We start from the raw sequence: 20,373 nt of genomic DNA, 5'->3' as shown, positions 1-20,373 counted from the left end.
CGTCCCGGTGCACACGTGTCACCGAGTGAGTTGCCGTAGTCACAGTTTACGGCCAACCTACCGAACCGGGTTCGGGGCCGTCCTCGGAATCCCGTCCGCTCACGGCAAAAGTAGAACACGTTCCAGTGTGGTCGGGCAAGGCTCGGCGCGCACCCGGTCACGCCCCGTCCTGGCGGAAGTCGCGGCACGCCGGACGGTCCCAGATGCGTGCCGCCGACCCCGGGCGGGGACACTCTGATCAAGACCGGCGAATGTGGATAAAGTGCCGGGCTACAGTGCCCGGCAGAGGAGATCGATGACCAACAGCACGGCGTCCGCCCACGAGGGGACGACGCCACCCCCGACCCGCCCCCTGACCCCGCCCGCGGGCCCGTCGCGGGACGGGACACGACCGGCCGGGTCCGCCGCCCCGATGCCGGCCGACCTGCTGCGGGCCGCGCGCAGGGCGAAGGGCTTCATGCCCGACGCGGAAGGCCGGGCCCTGTACGAGACCGCCCTGGAGTACGGCGCCGGCCTCGGCGGCACCGCCCCCCTCCTGGAGATCGGCAGCTACTGCGGCAAGTCCGCGATCTACCTGGGCGCCGCGGCCCGGGCGACCGGCGCGACGCTGGTCACCATCGACCACCACCACGGCTCGGAGGAGAACCAGTCCGGCTGGGAGCACCACGACCCGTCGCTGGTCGATCCCCTCACCGGCCGCATGGACACCCTCCCGACCTTCCGCCGGAACGTGGGCGCCGCCGGCCTGGAGGACCACGTCGTCGCGATCGTCGGCACCTCCCGCACCGTCGCCGCGTTCTGGCGGACGCCGCTGGCCCTGCTCTTCATCGACGGCGGGCACGCCGAGGAACTCGCGCAGGCCGACTACGCCGACTGGGCGCCCTGGGTCGCCACCGGCGGCGCCCTGGTGATCCACGACGTCTTCCCCGACCCCGCCGACGGCGGCCAGGCCCCGTACCACGTCTACCGGCGGGCCCTGGCCGGCGGGGCCTTCACCGACCGCCGGGCGGAGGGCTCACTGCGCGTCCTGGAGCGCACCGCGGACACGCCCGTCGGGTAGGCCGGGCCGGCCGACCGGGCGGCCCGAGCGGGCGGACGGCGGCGCGCCACCGCCCGCCGGGCCGACGCAAAGCAGGAACACGTTCTAGGGGTATCCCCTAGGCGAACACCCCGCAGCCGCAGGCGACCGGGTCGGCGGCCGCGGAGGGGCCCAGCGGGTTGCCGGCAATCTCCTTGAACAGATGGGAGCCGGGTGAGGCGCCCTCCAGCACGTCCGCCGCCAGGATGACGGCGGCGGCCGTGTAGGTGGAGCGGTCGCCGGGAAAGTGCCGCCGGTTCTCGAACTGCCAGCCGGTCCAGTACGAGCCGTCCTCGTGCCGCAGGTGCTGGATCGTCCGGAACAGCTCCAGGGCCCGTGCGCGATCGCCCGCCGCGTCCAGGGCCATCACCAGTTCGCAGCTCTCGGCCGCGGTGACCCACGGCTGGTCGGCCACGCAGCGGCAGCCGAGCCGGGGCACCACGAAGGTGTCCCAGCCCTCCTCCAGCCGCCGCGCCGCCGCCTCGCCGCGCAGCGGACCGGCCAGCACGGGGTAGTACCAGTCCATCGACCAGCGGCTCTTGTCGGCGAACGCCTCCGGGTGCGCGGCCACCACGTGGCCGAGCTGGTCGGCCGCCAGCTCCCAGTCCGGCTCGGGCTCGCCCAGCGCCTCCGCCAGCGCCACCGCGCAGCGCAGCGCCTGGTAGATCGACGAGCAGCCGGTCAGCAGCGCGTGGTCGGAGGCGGCGCCGTCCGGGTGCCGGATCCAGATGACCTCGCCGCGGCCGGTCTGCAGGCCCAGCACGAAGTCGACGGCGCGCCGCACCGCCGGCCACATCCGCCGGACGAACTCCTCGTCCCCGGTCATCAGCAGCTCGTGCCAGACGCCCACGGCGAGGTAGGCGGCGTGGTTGGACTCGCCGCCGGGCTCGGTGACCTCGCCCAGCACCCACTTGGCGGGCCAGGAGCCGTCCGGCCGCTGCACCGACCGCAGCCACTCGTAGGCCCTGCGGGCGGGCTCGTGCAGCCCGGCCACGGTGAGGGCCATCGCGGCCTCGACATGGTTCCAGGCGTCCACGTGGCCGGGCACGCCGCCGGTGGGACTGAACCAGGGGATCGCGCCCGACTCCTCCTGCTGGGCGACGATGCTGCGCGCGGTCGCGACGACGTCGTCGGGGCTCAGAACGCCGGGCACGGCCGGGGGGGCGGTCTCAGACCGCATCCGTCTTCTCCTTCTCCACCGCGCCTGCGGCCTCCTGGGCGGGGGGCTTGGTGAAGTAGACGACGACGCTCTTGCCGATGACGGGGTTGAGGACGCGCTCGGCCAGGCGGGTGGCCAGCGGCCGCTTCACGATGTCCCACACCAGGAGCTGGTGGTAGGCCTTGGCGGCCGGGTGGTCGTTGTTGTCCACCCCGACCGCGCACTTGATCCACCAGTAGGGGGCGTGCAGGCCGTGCGCGTGGTGGTGGCCGTTCACCCGGAAGCCGGTGGCCTTCAGCTTGGCCTCAAGCTCGGCACGGGTATAGATGCGGATGTGCCCGCCGGGCGCGGTGTGGTAGTCCTCCGAGAGGGCCCAGCAGACCCGCTCGGGCAGCCAGGACGGCACGGTGACGGCCAGTCTCCCGCCCGGCCGCAGCACCCGCAGCAGCTCGCGCATGGCGCGCATGTCGTCCGGGATGTGCTCGAGCACCTCGGAAGCGACGATCTTGTCGAAGTGGCCGTCGGGGAACGGCAGCTCCAGCGCGTCGCCCCGCACGGTCTCGGCGGCGGCGTCCGCGGGGACCTCGCCCTCCAGCCGCATGGCCCCGAACATCTTCTCCACACCGGCCAGCTCGTCGGCGTCCTGGTCGAACGCCACGACGTGCGCACCCCGGCGGTACAGCTCGAAGGCGTGCCGCCCGGCGCCGCACCCCATGTCCAGGACGCGTTCTCCGGGCTTCACACGGAACCGCTGGAAATCCACGGTCAGCAGGGTGGTGCTCCTTCCGTACGGGGGACGCCGCCAGGGCGGTCCCCGGCGTGCCGGGCAGGGCCGGTCAGTCCCTGCCCGCGGCCATCCGCCGGTAGCGCTGCTGATCGATCGCGGCGCGGTAGTGCTCCACCGTTGCCCGCGCCACCGCCGGCCAGGCGAACCTCTTCTGCACCCGGGCCAGGCCCGCCTCGCCCGCGCGGGCACGTTCGGTGGGGGAGTCGTGCAGCCGCCGCAGCGTCGCGGCCAGTTCCTCCACATCGCCCGGCTGGACGAGGATCCCGGCGTCGCCGACCACCTCGGGCAGCGCGCCGGCACGGCTGGCGACCAGCGGGGTGCCGGAGGCCATGTGCTCCACGGCGGGCAGCGAGAACCCCTCGTACCGGGACGGCACGACGGCGATCTCGGCGGAGGCCAGCAGCTCGCCCAGCTCGTCGTCGCCGATGCCGTGCACGAACCGCACCCGCTCGCCGAGGGCCAGCTCGCGGACCAGCTTGGCGGTGGGGCCGTCCTGCTGCGGGCGGCTGACCACGATGACGTGCACGTCCCGCTCGGTGGCCACCTTGGCGACCGCGCGCAGCAGCACGTCCACCCCCTTGATGGGGGCGTCGGCGCTGGCCATGGCCACGATCCGGCCGGGGACGCGGGCGCCGCGCGGGTGGAAGATCCGGGTGTCGACGCCCAGCGGCAGGATCTCGATGTCGCGCGGGTCGACCCTGAAGTCCTTGACGATGTCGACCTTGGAGGACTCCGAGACCGTCAGCACGGGTCCGATCCGCCGCGCGACCTGCGACTGCATGGCGACGAAGCCGTACCAGCGGTGCTTGCCGAGCTTCTGCTTGAGCCCGCGGGCGGCCTCCAGCTCGATCCGGCGGTCCACGCTGATCGGGTGGTGGATGCTGGTGACCAGCGGCAGGTCGAGCCGGGCGATGCCGAGGTTGCCCAGGCCCAGCACCTGGTTGTCGTGCGCCACGTCGAAGTCGCGGCGGCGGCGCCGGAGCTCGCGCACCACCCGCAGGCTGAAGGTCAGCGGCTCGGGGAAGCCGCCGGTCTTCATGTGGGCGAACTCCAGCACGTCGATCCAGTCGCGGAACTCGCCGAGGGCGGGGGTGCGGAAGGGGTCCTCGTCGCGGTAGAGGTCCAGGCTGGGGATCCTGGTCAGAGTGATCTCGTCGCGGTCCAGCTCGGGGTACGGTTGCCCGGACAGCACCTCGACCGTGTGCCCCAGGTCGACCAGCTCGCGGCTCAGATGCCGGAGGTAGACGCCCTGGCCGCCGCAGTGCGGCTTGCTCCGGTACGAGAGCAGGGCCACGCGCAGCGGACCGCCCGGCGGCTCCCCTGGCTCAGCCACGCCAGTCCCTGATCACGCACCACTCCCGTCAGTCGCGGAACGCCGGGCGCAGGCGCACCGGCATCCCCTTGATGCCGTTGATGAAACTAGACCTTAGCCGCCGTACGTTACCGATGAGTTCAATATTGGGCACCGTGTCCAAAAGTGTTTCGAAGAGCACACTCAGCTCGAGCCGGGCAAGGTGCGCGCCGAGGCAGAAATGCGGTCCGCCGCCGCCGAAGCCCAGGTGCGGGTTGGGGGCGCGGCCCACGTCGAAGGTGAAGGGGTTCTCGAACACCCGCTCGTCCCGGTTGGCCGAGGCGTAGAAGACCACGACCTTGTCGCCCGCCTTGATCTGCTCGCCGCCCAGCTCGGTGTCCCGCATCGCGGTCCGGCGGAAGAGGTTGACCGGCGTGACCCACCGGACGATCTCGTCCACGGCCGTGCGGACCAGCGCCGGGTCGGCGCGCAGCCGCTCCCACTGGCCGGGGTTCTCGAAGAGCGCGAGCATGCCGCCGGACGCGGCGTTGCGGGTGGTCTCGTTGCCCGCCACCGACAGCAGCAGCACGAACAGCTCGAACTCGTCACCGGTGAGTTCGCGGCCGTCGGCGTCGGGCCGCAGCAGCCTGGTGACGATGTCGTCGCGCGGCTCGGCGCGGCGCCGCTCGGCCAGCTCGGCGGCGTAGGCGTACAGCTCGGTCGCCGCCGCCTCGCCGGCCCCGGGCGAGGGCTGCAGCTCGGGGTCGCTGCTGCCGATCAGCGTGTTGGACCAGTGGAAGATCTTGTCGCGGTCCGCCACCGGCGCGCCGAGCAGCTCGCAGATGACGTGCAGCGGGAGCGGGGCGGCGATGTCGCGCACGAAGTCGGCCTCGCCGCCCCCCTCCAGCGTCGCGGCGGCCTCCCCGACCAGGCCGCGGCAGATGTCGCGGACGTGCTCCTCCAGCGCCTTGATCGCGCGCGGCGTGAACCCCCGGTTGACGATGCTCCGCTTGGCGGTGTGCTCGGGCGGATCCTGGTTGAGCATCATCATCCGCTGCAGTGCCAGCGATTCGGGGGCGGGCTCGTCGAACAGCGCGAGCCGCTCGTACGAGGAGAACACCTCGGGATGCCGCGAGACGTGCACCACGTCGGCGTGCCGGGTCACCGCCCAGAACGGGGGGCCGCCCCGGCCCGGATCGCCGTGGTGCCGGTACACCGGGGCGTGCGCCCGCAGCGCGGTGAGCGCCTCGTGCGGGACGCCGCCCGCCTCGTAGACACCGGGGTCGACCAGTTCGATGTCGGGGAGGGTGCCGGTCATCGCCTTGACCTCTCGTCTATCGGGCGCTCGACCCGTCCCGGGGGACGCGGGGTCGCGCTCCCCACGGCTACGAGACGCGCGCGCTGGGGGTGAACTCCACCCGGAGTTCCTTGACGCCGTTGACGAAGTTGGACCGCAGCCGGCGAGGTTCCTCGACCGGCCGGATGTCGGGCATCCGCTCCAGAATCGTCTCAAAGACGATGTTCAGATTCATCCGCGCCAGGTGGGTCCCCAGGCAGAAGTGCGGTCCGCCGCCGCCGAAGCCCAGGTGCGGGTTGGGGTCGCGGCCCACGTCGAAGGTGAAGGGATCGTCGAAGACCCGCTCGTCGTGGTTGGCCGAGGCGTAGAAGAGCACGACCTTGTCGCCCGCCTTGATCCGCTTGCCGCCCAGCTCGGTGTCCTGGGTCGCGGTCCGGCGGAACTGGTTGATCGGGCTGACCCAGCGGACGATCTCCTCCACGGCCGTGGGCAGCAGGGCGCGGTCGGCCTTCAGCCGCGCCCACTGGTCGGGACGCTCGAAGAAGGCCTGCATGCCGCCCACGGTGGCGGTGCGGGTGGTCTCGTTCCCGGCGATCGACAGCATGATCACGAAGAGCTGGAACTCCTCGTCGCTGATCCGCCGCCCGTCCGGGTCGGGCTGCAGCAGCTTGGTGACGATGTCGTCGCGCGGGGTGGCGGCGCGGTCGCGGGCCAGCTCGCCCGCCCACTCGGCGAACTCGGCGGCGAGGGCGGCCGACTCGGCCCGGTCCCCGATGAACTCGGGGTCGTTGAACCCCACCAGCGAGTTGGACCAGCGGAAGATCTTCTCCCGCTCCTCCAGCGGGGCGCCGAGCAGCTCGACGATGGTGTAGAGCGGCAGCGGCGCGGCGAAGTACTCCACGAAGTCGCAGGTGCCCAGGGGCGCGGCGGCGTCGACCAGCCGGTGGCAGATCTCCCGGATGTGCTCCTTCAGCTTCCCGATCATCCGCGGGGTGAAGCCCTTGTTGACCAGGGAGCGCAGCCGGGTGTGGTCGGGCGGGTCCTGGAACAGCATCATCATCCCGTAGAGCGCGAGGTCGTCCTCCGAGAACTCCTCGAACATCGCCGACCGGGTGTGCGAGGAGTACAGCTCGGGGTGGCGGGAGACGTGCACGACGTCCTCGTGCCGGGTCACCGCCCAGAAGCCGGGGACGCCGTCGTTGGGGTCCGGGTGCCAGTGGACGGGGTCGTTCTCGCGCAGCCACGCGAACTGCCGGTGCGGGATCCCCTCCCGCTCGTACACGCCGGGGTCGATGATGTCGATCGCGGGGATGGTGCCGGTCTGGGGGGACATGTCAGATCCTTCTGGCCGGGGTGGGCGTTGAGGTGTTCTGAGGTGCTCCGCGCGGGATGTGAACTAAGCGCTTGCTTGGGGGATGGCTTAGAACACGTTCTAACATGAGACTGGAGTCTCATCAAGAGTCTCACGCGCGGAGTGACGTGGGTCGCATCGCCGCGCCGCGGCCCTGGAAGGGGCACGGAGGAGACCGGCGCGAGCGAACGAAGGCGAGAGCCAAGGAAGATCAGCGCGTGCGGACGAACAGGAGCGGATCGCCGTTCCCGACACGGCGGACGGTGCCGCGCCGCTCCAGCGTCCGCAGATGCGCCGCCGCCTCGCCCGCGGCCATCCGGCGCGCCGCGAGCGGCATCGCGTCCCACGAATCGCGCCAGGTCATCCCCGCGGCCACCGTCCACAGCGCGGCCGGCTCGGCGGACAGCACGCCGGCGACCTCGGCCAGCCGGGCCTCGTGGTGGGCGATGATCGCCTCGGCCCGTTCGGTCAGGCCGTCGAAGCGGTACTGGTGGGCGGGCAGCACCTCGCCCACACCCAGCCTCGCGACCCGCGCGAGCGAGCTCAGGAAGTCGCCCAGCGGGTCCACGTCCGGGACGTCGTACGGGTACAGCCCGATGTGCGGGGTGATGCGCGGCAGCACATGGTCGCCGGTGAAGATCCGGTCGGCGTCCTCCAGGTGCAGGCAGAGGTGGCCGGGGGTGTGGCCGGGCGTCCAGACCGCGCGCAGCGTGCGGCCCGGCAGGTCCACCAGATCGCCGTCGGCCAGCTCGCGGTCGGGCATGGCGGGCGGGTCCACGCCCTGGCTTCCGTCGTGGCCGGCCAGGTCGTCCTCGCCCGCGCCCGCCCGGCGCAGCGCGTCCCGTTCCCAGCCGCGGTCGCCGTCCCGGGCGACGAAGTCCCGGAAGCCGCGGATGATGGCGGCGTCGTCGCGGTGCAGCGCGATCCAGGCGCCCGAGGCGTCCCGCACCCGGCCCGCCAGACCGGCGTGGTCGGGGTGGAAGTGGGTGACCACCACCCCGTACACCTCGGACATGTCGATCCCGAACGTGGCCAGCCCGTCCTTGAGCGCAGACCAGGCGTCCTCGTGCTCCCAGCCCGCGTCGACCAGCACCGGGCCGCGCGGGCTGTCCAGCGCGTACACCAGCGTGCTGGCGAGCGGGTTGCCCGGGATGGGCACCGGCACGCTCCAGACACCGCCGCCGAGATCCTCCGGTCCCGCGGGCACCCGCTCAGATCCGTTCGAGGACGGTCGCGGTGGACAGGGCGCCGCCGCAGCACATCGTGATCAGCGCGGTCCCGGCGTCCCGGCGTTCCAGCTCGTGCAGCGCGGTGGTGACCAGCCGGGCGCCGGTCGCGCCGACCGGATGGCCGAGCGCGATCGCGCCGCCGTTGACGTTCACCCGGTCCAGGTCCGGCCGGTGCACCGACGCCCACGACAGCACCACCGAGGCGAACGCCTCGTTGATCTCGGTGAGGTCGATGTCGGCCATGGTCATGCCCGCGCGCGCCAGGACCCGTTCGGTGGACTGGACGGGGCCGTCCAGGTGGTAGTACGGCTCCGCGCCGACCAGCGCCTGCGTCCTGATCCGGGCGCGGGGGCGCAGGCCGAGTGCGCGGGCCCGGTCCGCGTCCATGATCAGGACGGCCGCGGCGCCGTCGGAGATCTGCGAGGAGGTGCCCGCGGTGTGCAGCGCGCCCTCGCCGAGCACCGGCTTGAGCCCGGCGAGGCCCTCGGCGGTGGTCTCGCGCAGTCCCTGGTCGCGGGTGACCGTGCGGGTCTCGCCGGTGGCGGCGCCCTCGGCGTCCAGGACGGGCGCCTCGATCGGGGCGATCTCGCGGTCGAAGCGGCCGTCCGCCCAGGCCTTGGCGGCCAGCTGCTGTGATCGGGCGCCGAAGGCGTCCAGGTCGGCGCGGGTGATGCCGCGCCGTTCGGCGATCCGCTCGGCGGCCTCGAACTGGTTGGGCATGTCGATCGACCAGTCGTCGGGCCGCGGGGCGGCGGGCAGCACGTTGCTGCCCAGCGGCGCGCGGCTCATCACCTCGACGCCGCCGCCGATGGCCACGTCCACCGCGCCCGCCGCGACCTGGGACGCCGCCAGGTGGACGGCCTGCTGGGCGGAGCCGCACTGCGCGTCGACCGTGGTGACGCCGGTCTGCCAGGGGAGTCCCGCGTACAGCCAGGCGTACCGGCCGACGTGGCCGCCCTGCTCGCCGGCCTGCGTCACGCATCCGGCGAAGACCTGCTCGACCTCGCCGCCGGCCAGGCCGGAGCGTTCGAGCAGCGCCCGGTAGGCGTGCGCGAGGACGGCCTGCGCCTTGAGGCCCGCGAGCCAGCCGTTGCGCTTGCCCAGCGGCGTGCGCACCGCGTCGACGATCACGGGAGTGCCCATGCGGTCTCCATTCCAGAACCCGATTCGCCTTAAATGTAACGTGTTCTAGTTTTTGGCGGAAGGGCGATCCGCCGAAGGAACAACTGGGAGACCATGGGCCCCTGCACTATGGCTGCACGGTGACCTGCAAACTCGCATAGGTCGGGACCAGCACCCGGGCGGCCGCCCGGCGGGCCACGATCCGGTAGGGACGTCCCTGTGAGAGCAGGTTCTGGAGCATCCTCGCGATCTGGACGCGGGCCACCGCCGCCCCCAGGCACAGATGCCGTCCCCCGCCGAACCACAACTGCCGTGTCTCGGGGACGTAGTCGCGCCTGATGTCGAACGGGCCGACGTTGTTGGTCGCCAGGTAGGTCACCAGCAGCACGCGTTCGCCTGCGCGCAGTCTCCGTCCGCCGATCGTCGCGTCGCGCGCCACGTGGCGGCCGATCACAGCCGCGGGCGTGGAGACGCGCAAGCCCTCGCGAACCGCGTTGTCCAGCAGACCCGGATCGGCCAGGAGCGCCTCCTGCTGGCCGGTGTCGTGCAGCAGCGCGACCGTACGGGACGTGCCCGACGCCCCCGTCTCGGTGCCGGCGATGGCCAGCAGGGTGGCCAGCCCGCGGGCCAGGGGGAGCCCCAGGTCCATCTCGCGGCAGCGGCCGAGGATGGTCTCGGGGCCGGCGGTGCGGTAGGCCTCGTCCACGCCGATGGTGATCTCGTCGACGACGGCGCGCGCCCGGGCGAGGACCCCGGGGGCCAGTTCCGTGGACGCCGCGGTGCCCATCGCCAGGCCGGCCAGGCGCTCGCCCGCGGCGAAGACCTTCCGGTACACCCCGTCCGGCCGGTCCGCGGGGAGCCCCAGGAGGTCGGACACCAGGCGTCCGGCCAGCACGCGGGTGGTATCGGCCACGTCCACCGTCTCACCGGCCGCCAGGCGTTCGGCGAGCGCGGCATGGTGCCCGCCCTGGGAACGTTCCACCAGGTGGCGGGCGCTCTCCTCGGTGAAGAGGTCGCGGGCCTCGGTCCGCACCTCGGTATGGCGCGCGCCCCCGAAGAACCGGGCCATCTCGTCGCCGAAGAGCTGCGCCCACATGTGGCCGACCCCGCCCTCCCCGACCATGCCGAAGCGGGCGTGGTCGTTGAGGACCCGCCGTGCCAGCAGCGGGTCGGTCACCACCCAGCCGAGTCTCGGGACGCGCGCGATGGGGCCGGTGTGCCGGGCGGCCTCCAGCAGGGCGAAGAGGCCCTTGTGGCCGTTCCAGAGCAGCCGGGCCTCGTGCCGGGCCGCCGCTGAGTACCTGATCCTGATCACAAGGAGAGTGTGCGGCCTGAAAGTACCGTTCTGTTCGGGCAAATCACCTAATCAGGGTGAGTAGTAGTACTCACAGGGAACCAGGGTAGAGCGCCCGCCCGCGGTTCCGTAGGGTCTCCCTGGCCGGGACGGGATGCGGCCGGTCAGGCTGGCCGCACACCCATCACGGATCTACAGGAACGAGTGCCGACCATGAGAGCCCGCATCGCAGGAGTCGCCACCCACCTGCCCGAGCGCACGCTCACCAGCGCCGAGGTGGAGGCCCTGATCGAGGCCCGCAGCACCGGCTTCCGGCCGCGCCCGACCATCGTCGCGCGGATGACCGGCATCGAGTCCCGGCACGTCATGGCCGGCCACGAGCAGGCCTCCGACCTCGCCGTCGCCGCCGCCCGCCGGGTGCTGGCCGAGCAGGGCCTGGGCCCGGACCGGCTGGACCTGCTGATCTTCGGGTCCGCCTCGCAGGACCTGGTGGAACCCGCCACCGCGCACATCGTCGCCGCCAAGCTCGGCGCGTCCTGCCCGGTCTTCGACGTCAAGAACGCCTGCAACGGCTTCCTCAACGGGCTCCAGGTCGCCGACGCGCTGATCCGCACCGGGCAGCACGAGCGGGTGCTGGTGTGCACCGGGGAGAGCCCGTCCCGCGCGATCCGCTGGTCGGTCCGGGACCGGGCGCAGTTCGTGGACGCCTTCGCCGGCTACACCCTTTCCGACGGCGGCGCCGCGATGCTGGTCGAGGCCGCCCCCGACGGCGGGATCTTCTACCGCGATTTCACCGCCGTCTCCACCGGCTGGGACATCGGCACGCTGCCGGGCGGCGGGTCCATGCACCCCCGCGACCCCGACCGCACCTACTTCAGCGGCGACGGGCGGCGGCTGAAGGACGCCTTCGTCGGCCACGGCCCCGAGATCTTCTTCACGGCCCTGGAGAAGACCGGCCTGAACTGGGACGACTTCGCGATCGTCGGCGTGCACCAGGTGACACTGCGCTATCTGGAGGTGCTGCGCTCGATCCTCGGCATCCCCGCCGACCGGCTCGTGGTGACGCTGCCGCGGCACGGCAACCTCGCCTCCGTCTCGCTGCCGTTCCAGCTCGACACCGCACTGCGCAACGGCCGGTGCGGGCCCGGCGACCTGGTCGCGTTCGTGGGGCTGGCGGGCGGCGTCAGCCTGGGCGTCACCTTCGCGGAGCTCTGAGCGGCGTGGACGGGACGAACCTGTGGGTCGTGATCCCGGCCTACGACGAGGAACGCTCGATCGGTGCCACCCTGCGCCGGCTCGCCGAGCAGACCGACCCCGACTTCACCCTCGTCGTGGTCGACAACGGCAGCACCGACGGGACCGCCGACGCCGTCCGCGCGTTCGCCGCCACCGCGTTCGCGACCACCGGGCCCGCGACCACCGGGCCCGCCGGGCCGCGGATCCGGATCGTCACCGAGCCGCAGAAGGGCACCGGCGCCGCCGCCGACACCGGCATCCGGCACGCCATCTCCGCCGGGGCCACGCACATCGCCCGCACCGACGCCGACTGCCTGCCCGGCCACGACTGGATCGCGGCGGTCAAGCGGGCGTTCGGCGAAGGGCTGGAGATGGTCAGCGGGCCGCTGCTGCCCCGTACCGACGAGTTCGAGCTGAAGCTCTGGGAACGGCGGCTGCTGCCGGCGGTGATCGGGATCGCCGCGCTGTTCGGGCGCTTCCGCCGGGGCAACCAGGACCCGGCCTACCTCGGCCCCTACCTGATGATGCCGGGCTGCAACGTCGCGATCACCGCCGACCTGTACGAGCAGGCCGGCGGCTTCCCGCGCACCCGCGTCGAGGACGTCCACGAAGACCGCGCGCTGGTCAATCGGGTGCGGCGGCTGACCGGCGCGTACGGGCTGCGCAAGGACATGGTCGTGCACGGCTCGGTCCGGCGGCTGCGGGCGTACGGCCTGGTCGGCACGCTGGGCTGGTACGCCGACCACCGCTACAAGCCCGAGATCGTCGACATCCGGATCGGGGACGTCCGATGACCCCCGGCTGGGAGCGGCGGTTGTACCTGGCCGCGCACCCCGTCGCGTACCCGCTGCTGCGCGCGCTCGCCCGGCGCGGCCCGGTCGTGCGGGTGCCCGGCGTCGGCGTGGTGGTGAACGACGCGGCGCGCGCCCGCGAGGTGCTGATGGACGGCGAGACGTACCGCAAGGACGGCCCCGGCTCGCCCGGCGACCTGTGGACGCCGGTGCTGGGCCCGTCCGTCCTGCTCAACATGGAAGGCGAGGCGCACCGGGCCCTGCGGCGCCGCCTCACCGAGCTGTTCACGCCGTCGTACACCGAGGCGCTGTGCGCCCGCGTCCTGGCGGAACCGCTGGAACGCCTCGCCGACCGGCTCGCGCGCGGCGGCGGCGTCGACCTGGTCGACACGATGCGGGTCATGGCCGGCGCCGTGATGTGCGAGGTCATCGGCCTGGGGACGCGGAACGAAGCCGACTTCCGGAGGCTGTTCGAGCAGGGCGAGCGGATCGTGTCGATGATCTCCCTGCGCACCCGCCGGCTGTCGCCCGCCCAGGTGGAACGTGCCAGGGCCGTGCTGGATCCGCTCGGCGACATCGCCGCCAAGGCGTACGCCTCGGGCGAGGAGAACACGGTGATGGGCCGGATGCGGGCGCTCGGCCTGTCGGAGGCGGAGGCGCGCGGGGCCGCCGGGGCGTTCTTCCTCACCGGCACCGAGACCGTCGCCACGCTCGTCCCGCGCCTGATCGCCCTGCTGCACGACGCCGGACGCCTGGACGGCACGGCCCGGACGGCCTCCTCGCCGACCGCGCTCGACCGGGCGATCGACGAGGCGATGCGCGTGACGACGCCCACGCCGGTCATGCTGCGCGGCGTGCACCGCCGGGCGGAACTGGGCGGGGTGCGGGTCGGACCCGGCGACCGGATCCTGATCGCCACGCACAACTGCTGCCGCGCTTACGGGCCGTTCGATCCGGACGGTCCACCGCACCCGCCCGAACTGCGCCGCCTGTGGTTCGGCGCCGGGCCGCACTTCTGCATCGGCTACCCGCTGGCCATGGCCGAGACCCGCGCGGTCGCCCGGACCGTCCTGGCCGCCGCGCCCCTGAAGATCACGCATCGCGCGGCCGCGCGCCGCGTGCTGATCCCGACCTACGCGCGCCTGGTCGTGCGGGGAAAGGCATGATGCTGGTCAGGCGCCTTCTGGAACAGGCTGCGGCCACGCCCGGAGCCGTCGCGCTGGTCGCCGGGGACGGGGCGGAACTGACGTATGGCGACTTGCGGCAAAAGGTGCTCGCGGTACGGCACGCCCTGGTCGCCTCGGGAATGGAGCCGGGGGACGGGGTGCTCTTCTCCGTACGGCCGTCCCCAGAGGCCCTGGTGCTGGCGCTGGGCGTGGTGGCGGCTCAAGGGGTCGTGGTCTTCGCCGACCCGGGGGCAGGGCCGGAGATGTTCACGGCACGCCTTCGCTTGGCCCGTCCCAAATGGTCGGCCGCGGAATCGCTTCTCTACATGGGGAGCAGGCTGGGGCCCGTCCGCGCCTACGCACGGCGCCGGGGGCTGCTGCTGCCCAACCTTGGCGACCTGGAAGTCGAGGGCGGGGGGAGGCTGCGGCACATCTATGTAGGACGGTGGCTTCCCGGAGTACCGCGCGGCGCCCTTTCCTACGCGAGGAGCACGCGTGGAACGGCTCCCGAGCCACTGGACCTCGGCGACCCCGACGCACCCGCGGCCGTGATCTTCACCTCCGGCACTACGGAAAACCCCCGCGCGGTCGTCCATACCCAGGCGTCCCTTTCCGCGGCCCTGGACCTGTTCCGGGAACGCCTTCCGCTGGACCCGGGCGACATCGTCCACACCGACCAGCTCATGCTGGGCTTGCCGACCCTCATCTCCGGGGCGTGCTGGTCGATGCCGCCTCTTTCGGCCTCGCCAGCCGATTTCGCACGACTTCTCAAGGAACGACGCGCGACCCACACGTTCTGCGTACCGATCCACCTGGCCGAGATACTCGACATCGACCCAGAACTTCCCGGCGCTCTGCGCTACGTTCTTCTAGGCGCAGCCCCCGCACCCCCCGCGATCCTGCGCCGTGCCCTGTCCGCAACCGCCCCCTCAGCCAAGGTCCTTTCCGTCTACGCGATGACCGAAATCCTCCCCGTGGCGATCGCCTCCGCCCAAGAGAAACTGGCCCACACCCGATCGGGTGCCGACGGCGACCTTCTGGGCGAACCCCTCGTCCGGACGCGCACCGCCGCCGACGGCGAACTGCACCTCTCCGGGCCCAACCTCTGCCGCGGCTACCTCGGCGCCCCGCCTCTGGACGAACTGCCCACCGGAGACCTGGCCCGCCTCGACGGCGCCGGCCGCCTCGTCCTCACCGGCCGCAAGAAGGACATGCTGATCCGGGGCGACTTCAACCTCTACCCCGGTCTGTACGAGCCCGCCATCGCCGCGCTCGACGGCGTCACCGAGGCCGCCATCGTAGGCTTGCGCGACCCCGAGACCGGCGACGAGCAGGTCGTCCTGGCCGTCGTGGGCGACGCCGAGCCCGGCCGCCTGCGCGACCGGCTCCCCAAGGTCATCGACCACGACGCGCTCCCGGACCGCATCGTCGTCCTGCCCGAACTGCCCCGTTCCGGACGGGCCCGCAAGCTCGACCGCGACCGCCTGCGCGAACTGGTGCGAGGAGCCGCCTCGTGAAGGTCGCGGTCACCGGAGCATCGGGATTCGTCGGCGGCGCGGTCTGCCGGGCGCTCGCCGACAACGGAATCGAAACGCACGCCTACGGGCGCCGCGGGGAAGTGGATCCCGCCCACATAGGGGGCGCGCTCTACCGCTCCTGGGACCTCACGCAAGGCCCCCTCAGCGACGCCCCAGAGGTCAACGCCGTCATCCACTGCGCGGGCAGTGTCACCGACTGGGGCCCCGCGTCCAGCCTTTTCGCCACCAACGCGACCGGCACCAAGCACGCGCTGGCGACGTTCCCGAAGGCGCGTTTCGTGCACGTGAGCACCGCCAGCGTGTACGACCCGTACAGCCCGACCGTCATGGCCACGGAAGACCAGGCCCCCGCCCCCCGCTACCTCAACGCCTACGGCGCGTCCAAGGCGGCGGCGGAACGGGCGGTGCTCGCGGTGATGCGAGGGCATGGCAGAACCCTCTGGCACGGCCCCAGCCGCCGCGAGGCCCTCATCCTCCGCCCCCACGCCGTCTACGGGCCCGGCGACACCACCCTGCTGCCGCGCGTCCTGTCCGCCGTGCACGGCCCTGTCCTCACGGCCGTCGGCGACGGGCGGCACCGGGTCAGCCTCACCTCCGTCGCCAACCTCGTCCAGGCCTGCCTCCTCGCCGCCCAGGGCCCGGTCGGCACCGGCGTCTACAACATCACCGACGCCGAGCCGGTCACCCTCGACCGGGCGTTCCGCGCCCTGCTCGCCGAACGCGGCGTCAAGGCCCGCCCGGTCTACCTCCCGGCCGCGCCCGTCGGGGCGCTCGCCGCCGCCGTCGAGGGCGCCTACCTGCTCGCCCGCCGGCCCCGGCCGCCCCGCCTCACCCGGTACGCCGTCGGCCATCTCGCGGTCGAGCGCACCCTCGACATCTCCGCCGCCCGCGCCGTCCTCGGCTACGAGCCGGCCGCCACGACCTTCGCGGGCGCAGCCACCTGGTAGAAGAGCCGCCCGGCGGGGGAAGGATCGACGGCATGGAGATCGAACTCACCGGACGCACCGCCCTGGTCAGCGGATCCACCAAGGGGATCGGCCGCGCCATCGCCGCCGGGCTGGCCCGGGCCGGCGCCCGCACCGTCATCAACGGCCGGTCCGAGACCGGCGTCACCGCCGCCCTGAAGGAACTCACCGCCGAACTGCCCCGCGCCGACTTTGTGGGGATCCCCGCCGACCTGGCCACCGCCGCCGGCGCGCACATCCTCCTCGAACGCGTGCCCGCGGTCGACATCCTGGTCAACAGCCTCGGGATCTTCGGCCCGCGGCCCGTCCTGGAGATCGACGACGCCGAATGGCGCCGCTACTTCGAGATCAACGTGCTGTCCGGGGTGCGGCTGGTCCGCCAGTACCTGCCCGGCATGATGGACCGCGGCTGGGGCCGGGTCCAGTTCATCGCCAGCGACTCGGCCGTCGTGACGCCCCAGGAGATGGTGCACTACGGCATGTCCAAGACCGCGCTGCTGGCCGTCTCCCGCGGCTACGCCAAGGCCGCCGCGGGCACCGGCGTCACCGTGAACACCGTCATGGCCGGCCCCACCCACACCGAGGGGGTCGAGGACTTCGTCGCCGACCTGGTCGGCACGGACCTGCCCTGGGACGACGCCCAGCGCCGCTTCATGGCCGAGCATCGCCCCAGTTCGCTGCTGCGCCGCCTCATCGAACCCGAGGAGATCGCCAACATGGTCGTCTACCTCAGCTCCGAGCACGCCTCCGCCACCACCGGCGGCGCCGTGCGGGTGGACGGCGGCTATATCGACGCCATCCTGCCCTGACCCACCGGCTCCTCCCAGTCGATCCTGAAGCGCTGCTCCGCGCCGAGCGCCCGCTCCGCCGTGAGGAACGTCCGCGTCGCCAGCGGCATCATCAGCTTCATCATCGCCAGCGCCGCCGGGCCGAGCGCCTTGCTGTTGTTGGTCCGTTTCGCCCGGGCCGCCACCTTCCGCACCCGGTCGCGCCGCAGCCGCTCGTACGCCGCGAACGCGTCCCCGGCATCGGGCAGGTCGCGCAGGCACCGGGCCAGCTCGACCGCGCTCTCGGCGGACAGCGACGCGCCCTGACCGGAACTGGGCGACGGCGCGTGCACCGAGTCACCGACCAGCACCATCCGGCCCCGATGCCAGCGCGGCACGTCCGGCATGATCTGCGTCGTGCCCAGCACGAACAGCCGCTCCACCGGGGTGCTCTCCACCAGCTCCCGGCCCGGCCGGTCGTCGGCGTAGATCTCCCGCAACCACCGCGTCCAGTCCTCGTTGGACGTCTCGCGGGCCTGCTTCGACGTCATCGGCTGCGGGTGCGGGATGTTGCCGAACCACGCCGTCTTCCCGTCCGGCTGCACCCAGTACCCCATGAACGCGCGCTTCCCGAACACGAAGTAGGCGGTCCGGGGCGCCGAGTCCACCGCGATGTCGGCCCTCCCGCCCAGGTTCAGCAGCGGCACGTGGTCCGGGCCGGGCGCCTCGCGGTCGATCAGCGTCCGGACCGTCGACCGGATCCCGTCCGCGCCCACCAGCAGGTCACCGGTGGCGGTGGTCCCGTCCGCGAACCGCGCGGTGATGCCGTCCGGGTGCTCGTCCACGTCCACGAGCCGCTTGCCGTGCTCGATCCGCACGCCCTCCGCCAGCGCCTTCTGGCGCAGCGCCTTGTTGAGGTCGGAACGCCACAGCGCCACCCCGGGCGGCAGCCCGTCCAGCCCGTGCATCACCCCGATGGACTTGCCGCGCCCGTCGACCATGGCCGAGTCGACCATGGGCTGCCCGACGCCCCGCAGCGCGTCTTCCACGCCGATGGCCCGCAACGCCGCCAGCCCGTTCGGCGCCAGCGTCAGCATGCCGCCCACGCCGTCCGCGGTGCCGGCGTAGGCCTCGTACACCACCGGCTCGATGCCCGCCCGCCGCATGGCCATCGCCGCGACCGTCCCGGCGATGCCGCCGCCGATGATCAGTGCCGTCCTCGTCATGATCGACTCCCGAAGATCCGTTGCCATTCCCGGACGTAGTCCGGGTCACTGAGCGACTCGGCGAGCCGCCCGACGAACCGGCGTTCGGCGTCCAGCACCTCGAGCCGGTACTCCTCCTCGACCAGGAACACCCACGCCACCCCCTGGTCGGTGGCCGCCTTGACCTTGGCGCGGGCCTCCTCCGCCAAAGCCTCCAGGGCCTCCGCCCGCCGCCCGAGCAGCTCCACCGCCTCCTCGGGCGCGAGCACGCCCACGAACGACAGCGCCGCCCCGAAGTGCGGGTACTCCTCCCGAGGCCGCGCCATCAGCTCCCGCAGCCAGTCGTAGAGCTCGGCGCGCCCCTCCTCGGTCAGCTCGTACACGGTGCGCTCGGGCCGCTGCGTGTCGCGGACGGTCTCGCGCTCGACGATGAACCCGGCCTTCTTCAGCTGGTTCACCACCATGTAGAGCGAGCCCCGGTTGTACTTGAAGTTGCGCTCCTTGTCGGTCTCCTTGAGCCGCCGCCCCAGCTCATAGGGATGCATCGGCTCCCAGAGCAGGAACGCCAGCACCGCCAGCCCCAGCGGATTGGAGACCGCCCGCCGCTTCACTCCGTCCATATAGTCAGCATCAACTATCAGCACACGATTAGTCAATACCAACTATCCAGTCATGACGAAGGGCGGCGAGCCGAAGCGCTCACCGCCCTGAGTGTCAGGAGCAGTTGGTGGTCGCGGGTTTGCCTGCGAGCCGGTCGGCCAGCCAGTTCTGGACGTCTCCTGTCGCGGCCACCGCTGTCAGGGCGTGCTCAGGAAGCAGGTACTCCTTCCATAGGAGCTTGGCCCCGGCCTCGCACCACTCCTTCCGGAGCGTCTTAGCCTGGCCCTTGGCCACCATCTCGTCGTACACGCCGTGGTACTGGAACACCGGTGTGGCGGGTGCCTCGCCCCCGCCCAGGCGGTTGGCGCGCAGCTTCTCCTGCCACGCGGGGGTGTTCATCAGGTCGACGTCCAGGTAGTCGGACATCTTCTTGAACGCGCCCTTGCCCGTCGCGATGGCTTCGCCGATGCAGTCGTCCCTGGCGTCGTCCATGAGCGCCTTGCCCGCGGCGTTGAGGTGCTCGGTGAACGGCAGCTCCGGGTAGGCCGAGGCCAATCCCACTGAGGCGGCCCCCAGCAGGATGAAGAAGAGGCTGCCATCGAGCGCTTTGGCCACCTCGGTCAGGTCGGCGGGCACTCCGCCCGCCGCGACGCCCTTGATGGAGAGTTCGGGAGCGTACGTCCGCTGCAACTGAGCGGCCCACCCGGCTGAGGATCCGCCCTGCGAGTACCCGGAGACGACCATGGGGGAGTCTGCCGCAACGTTGGCGTCGGCCAATCGTGTGGCGGCGCGCATCGAGTCCAGTACGGCCTGCCCCTGCGAACGGCCCACCATGTACGTGTGGTCCCCGGGCGTGCCCAGCTTCTCGTAGTCGGTCACCACCACGGCCCAGCCCTTGGCCAGGAAACCGTTGATGAGGGTGGCCTCATAGTCGAGCCCGGTCGTCAGGCCGTAGGAGGGCGCGCACTGGTCGCCTAGTCCGTGCGTCCCGATGGCGTACCCGACCAGGGGACGTTTCCCCGTGTAGGGCTTCTTCGGCACGAGAACCGTTCCCGTGACGGCGTTGCGCTGTCCCTTGGCGTCGTTGGACAGGTACATGACGCGCCATGCGTGGGCGTCCATGGCGATGCCGGGCACGATGTAGGCGGTGACCGGCTGGCGGCGGATGATGTCGCCCGGCTTTCCGGCGGGGAGCGGCGAGGGGGGCTTGTAGAACGGGTCGTCCTGCGGCGGAGCGGAGTACGCGGCGGGCGCGGTCAGCGTCAGCGTCACCAGGAGCGCGCTCACCAGCGCCGCGAGGAGCGACCCGCGTCTCTTGCCTGGTCTCATGGGCAGCCTCTCTTCACGGTCGCGCCGCCCCTGGGGGCGACGTCGCCGTGATGGTGCGCCAGATCACAGACGGCTTGCTATGCGGTCCGCCTAGGACTTCGAAGGCCGCGGCACTCACATCCGCCAAAAACGCGGCTCCCGGGACGGGAGATCACGGTTCCGCCAGGG

Annotated in this window: 18 protein-coding genes; 7 read left to right on the top strand and 11 right to left on the bottom strand. The window is 72.3% G+C overall.

From position 1 onward, the window contains the following. Nucleotides 1-412: 412 nt before the first annotated feature. Complete coding sequence (locus ABD340_RS16295; protein ID WP_344590695.1) at nucleotides 413-1,060, top strand: class I SAM-dependent methyltransferase; 648 nt, start codon at nucleotides 413-415, stop codon at nucleotides 1,058-1,060. Between the two features lie 97 nt (nucleotides 1,061-1,157). Here the strand turns inward: ABD340_RS16295 and ABD340_RS16290 are convergent, their stop codons facing one another. The 8 genes from ABD340_RS16290 to ABD340_RS16255 form a co-directional block, all read right to left on the bottom strand. Further along, on the bottom strand, nucleotides 1,158-2,258 hold the full coding sequence (locus ABD340_RS16290) for a prenyltransferase/squalene oxidase repeat-containing protein (RefSeq protein WP_344589809.1): 1,101 nt from the start codon (nucleotides 2,256-2,258) through the stop codon (nucleotides 1,158-1,160). Next, nucleotides 2,248-3,009 (bottom strand): class I SAM-dependent methyltransferase, encoded by a 762-nt coding sequence (locus ABD340_RS16285; RefSeq protein WP_344590694.1) that lies wholly within the window; start codon nucleotides 3,007-3,009, stop codon nucleotides 2,248-2,250. The genes ABD340_RS16290 and ABD340_RS16285 overlap by 11 nt, the downstream gene beginning before the upstream one ends. A gap of 64 nt (nucleotides 3,010-3,073) precedes the next feature. Further along, complete coding sequence (locus tag ABD340_RS16280) at nucleotides 3,074-4,357, bottom strand: glycosyltransferase family 4 protein (protein ID WP_344589808.1); 1,284 nt, start codon at nucleotides 4,355-4,357, stop codon at nucleotides 3,074-3,076. A gap of 28 nt (nucleotides 4,358-4,385) precedes the next feature. After that, complete coding sequence (locus tag ABD340_RS16275) at nucleotides 4,386-5,633, bottom strand: cytochrome P450 (protein WP_344589807.1); 1,248 nt, start codon at nucleotides 5,631-5,633, stop codon at nucleotides 4,386-4,388. A gap of 67 nt (nucleotides 5,634-5,700) precedes the next feature. After that, entirely contained in the window at nucleotides 5,701-6,945 is a 1,245-nt protein-coding gene (locus tag ABD340_RS16270) for a cytochrome P450 (RefSeq protein ID WP_344589806.1), read from the bottom strand. A gap of 229 nt (nucleotides 6,946-7,174) precedes the next feature. Next, the gene (locus ABD340_RS16265; RefSeq protein WP_344589805.1) at nucleotides 7,175-8,170 is read right to left on the bottom strand and encodes an MBL fold metallo-hydrolase; all 996 of its coding nucleotides are present in this window, start codon (nucleotides 8,168-8,170) and stop codon (nucleotides 7,175-7,177) included. Nucleotides 8,171-8,174: 4 nt separating this feature from the next. Continuing rightward, entirely contained in the window at nucleotides 8,175-9,335 is a 1,161-nt protein-coding gene (locus ABD340_RS16260; RefSeq protein WP_344589804.1) for a steroid 3-ketoacyl-CoA thiolase, read from the bottom strand. Between the two features lie 106 nt (nucleotides 9,336-9,441). Beyond that, the gene (locus ABD340_RS16255; protein WP_344589803.1) at nucleotides 9,442-10,629 is read right to left on the bottom strand and encodes a cytochrome P450; all 1,188 of its coding nucleotides are present in this window, start codon (nucleotides 10,627-10,629) and stop codon (nucleotides 9,442-9,444) included. A 192-nt stretch (nucleotides 10,630-10,821) separates the two neighbouring features. Between ABD340_RS16255 and ABD340_RS16250 the strand changes: the two genes are divergently transcribed. The 6 genes from ABD340_RS16250 to ABD340_RS16225 are packed head-to-tail and all read left to right on the top strand — an operon-like array spanning nucleotide 10,822 to nucleotide 17,113. Continuing rightward, entirely contained in the window at nucleotides 10,822-11,823 is a 1,002-nt protein-coding gene (locus ABD340_RS16250; RefSeq protein ID WP_344589802.1) for a 3-oxoacyl-ACP synthase III family protein, read from the top strand. 5 nt (nucleotides 11,824-11,828) lie between these two features. Beyond that, nucleotides 11,829-12,638 carry a glycosyltransferase family 2 protein gene (locus ABD340_RS16245; protein ID WP_344589801.1) on the top strand — a complete coding sequence of 270 codons (810 nt, stop codon included), beginning with the start codon at nucleotides 11,829-11,831 and terminating at the stop codon, nucleotides 12,636-12,638. Beyond that, nucleotides 12,635-13,801, top strand: coding sequence for a cytochrome P450 (locus ABD340_RS16240; RefSeq protein WP_344589800.1), 1,167 nt, complete (start codon nucleotides 12,635-12,637; stop codon nucleotides 13,799-13,801). The genes ABD340_RS16245 and ABD340_RS16240 overlap by 4 nt, the downstream gene beginning before the upstream one ends. Then, the gene (locus ABD340_RS16235; protein WP_344589799.1) at nucleotides 13,798-15,318 is read left to right on the top strand and encodes a class I adenylate-forming enzyme family protein; all 1,521 of its coding nucleotides are present in this window, start codon (nucleotides 13,798-13,800) and stop codon (nucleotides 15,316-15,318) included. Before ABD340_RS16240 ends, ABD340_RS16235 begins: the two co-directional genes overlap by 4 nt. Beyond that, nucleotides 15,315-16,286, top strand: coding sequence for an NAD-dependent epimerase/dehydratase family protein (locus tag ABD340_RS16230; RefSeq protein ID WP_344589798.1), 972 nt, complete (start codon nucleotides 15,315-15,317; stop codon nucleotides 16,284-16,286). The genes ABD340_RS16235 and ABD340_RS16230 overlap by 4 nt, the downstream gene beginning before the upstream one ends. Nucleotides 16,287-16,318: 32 nt before the next feature. After that, nucleotides 16,319-17,113 (top strand): SDR family NAD(P)-dependent oxidoreductase, encoded by a 795-nt coding sequence (locus tag ABD340_RS16225; protein ID WP_344589797.1) that lies wholly within the window; start codon nucleotides 16,319-16,321, stop codon nucleotides 17,111-17,113. Here ABD340_RS16225 and ABD340_RS16220 read toward each other — a convergent pair. From ABD340_RS16220 to ABD340_RS16210, 3 genes are all read right to left on the bottom strand, one after another. After that, nucleotides 17,089-18,297, bottom strand: a complete 1,209-nt coding sequence (locus ABD340_RS16220) for an FAD-dependent oxidoreductase (protein WP_344589796.1) — start codon at nucleotides 18,295-18,297, stop codon at nucleotides 17,089-17,091. The genes ABD340_RS16225 and ABD340_RS16220 overlap by 25 nt on opposite strands. Next, the gene (locus ABD340_RS16215; RefSeq protein WP_344589795.1) at nucleotides 18,294-18,896 is read right to left on the bottom strand and encodes a PadR family transcriptional regulator; all 603 of its coding nucleotides are present in this window, start codon (nucleotides 18,894-18,896) and stop codon (nucleotides 18,294-18,296) included. The genes ABD340_RS16220 and ABD340_RS16215 overlap by 4 nt, the downstream gene beginning before the upstream one ends. 94 nt (nucleotides 18,897-18,990) lie before the next feature. Further along, nucleotides 18,991-20,205: a lipase family protein gene (locus ABD340_RS16210; RefSeq protein ID WP_344589794.1), complete on the bottom strand. Its 1,215-nt coding sequence runs from the start codon at nucleotides 20,203-20,205 to the stop codon at nucleotides 18,991-18,993. Nucleotides 20,206-20,373 lie beyond the last annotated feature (168 nt).

Source organism: Actinomadura vinacea, assembly GCF_039532545.1.
Lineage (GTDB): Bacteria > Actinomycetota > Actinomycetes > Streptosporangiales > Streptosporangiaceae > Spirillospora > Spirillospora vinacea.
Note: the sequence above shows the minus strand (reverse complement) of the source record. Positions and strands in the feature narration are given on the sequence as shown.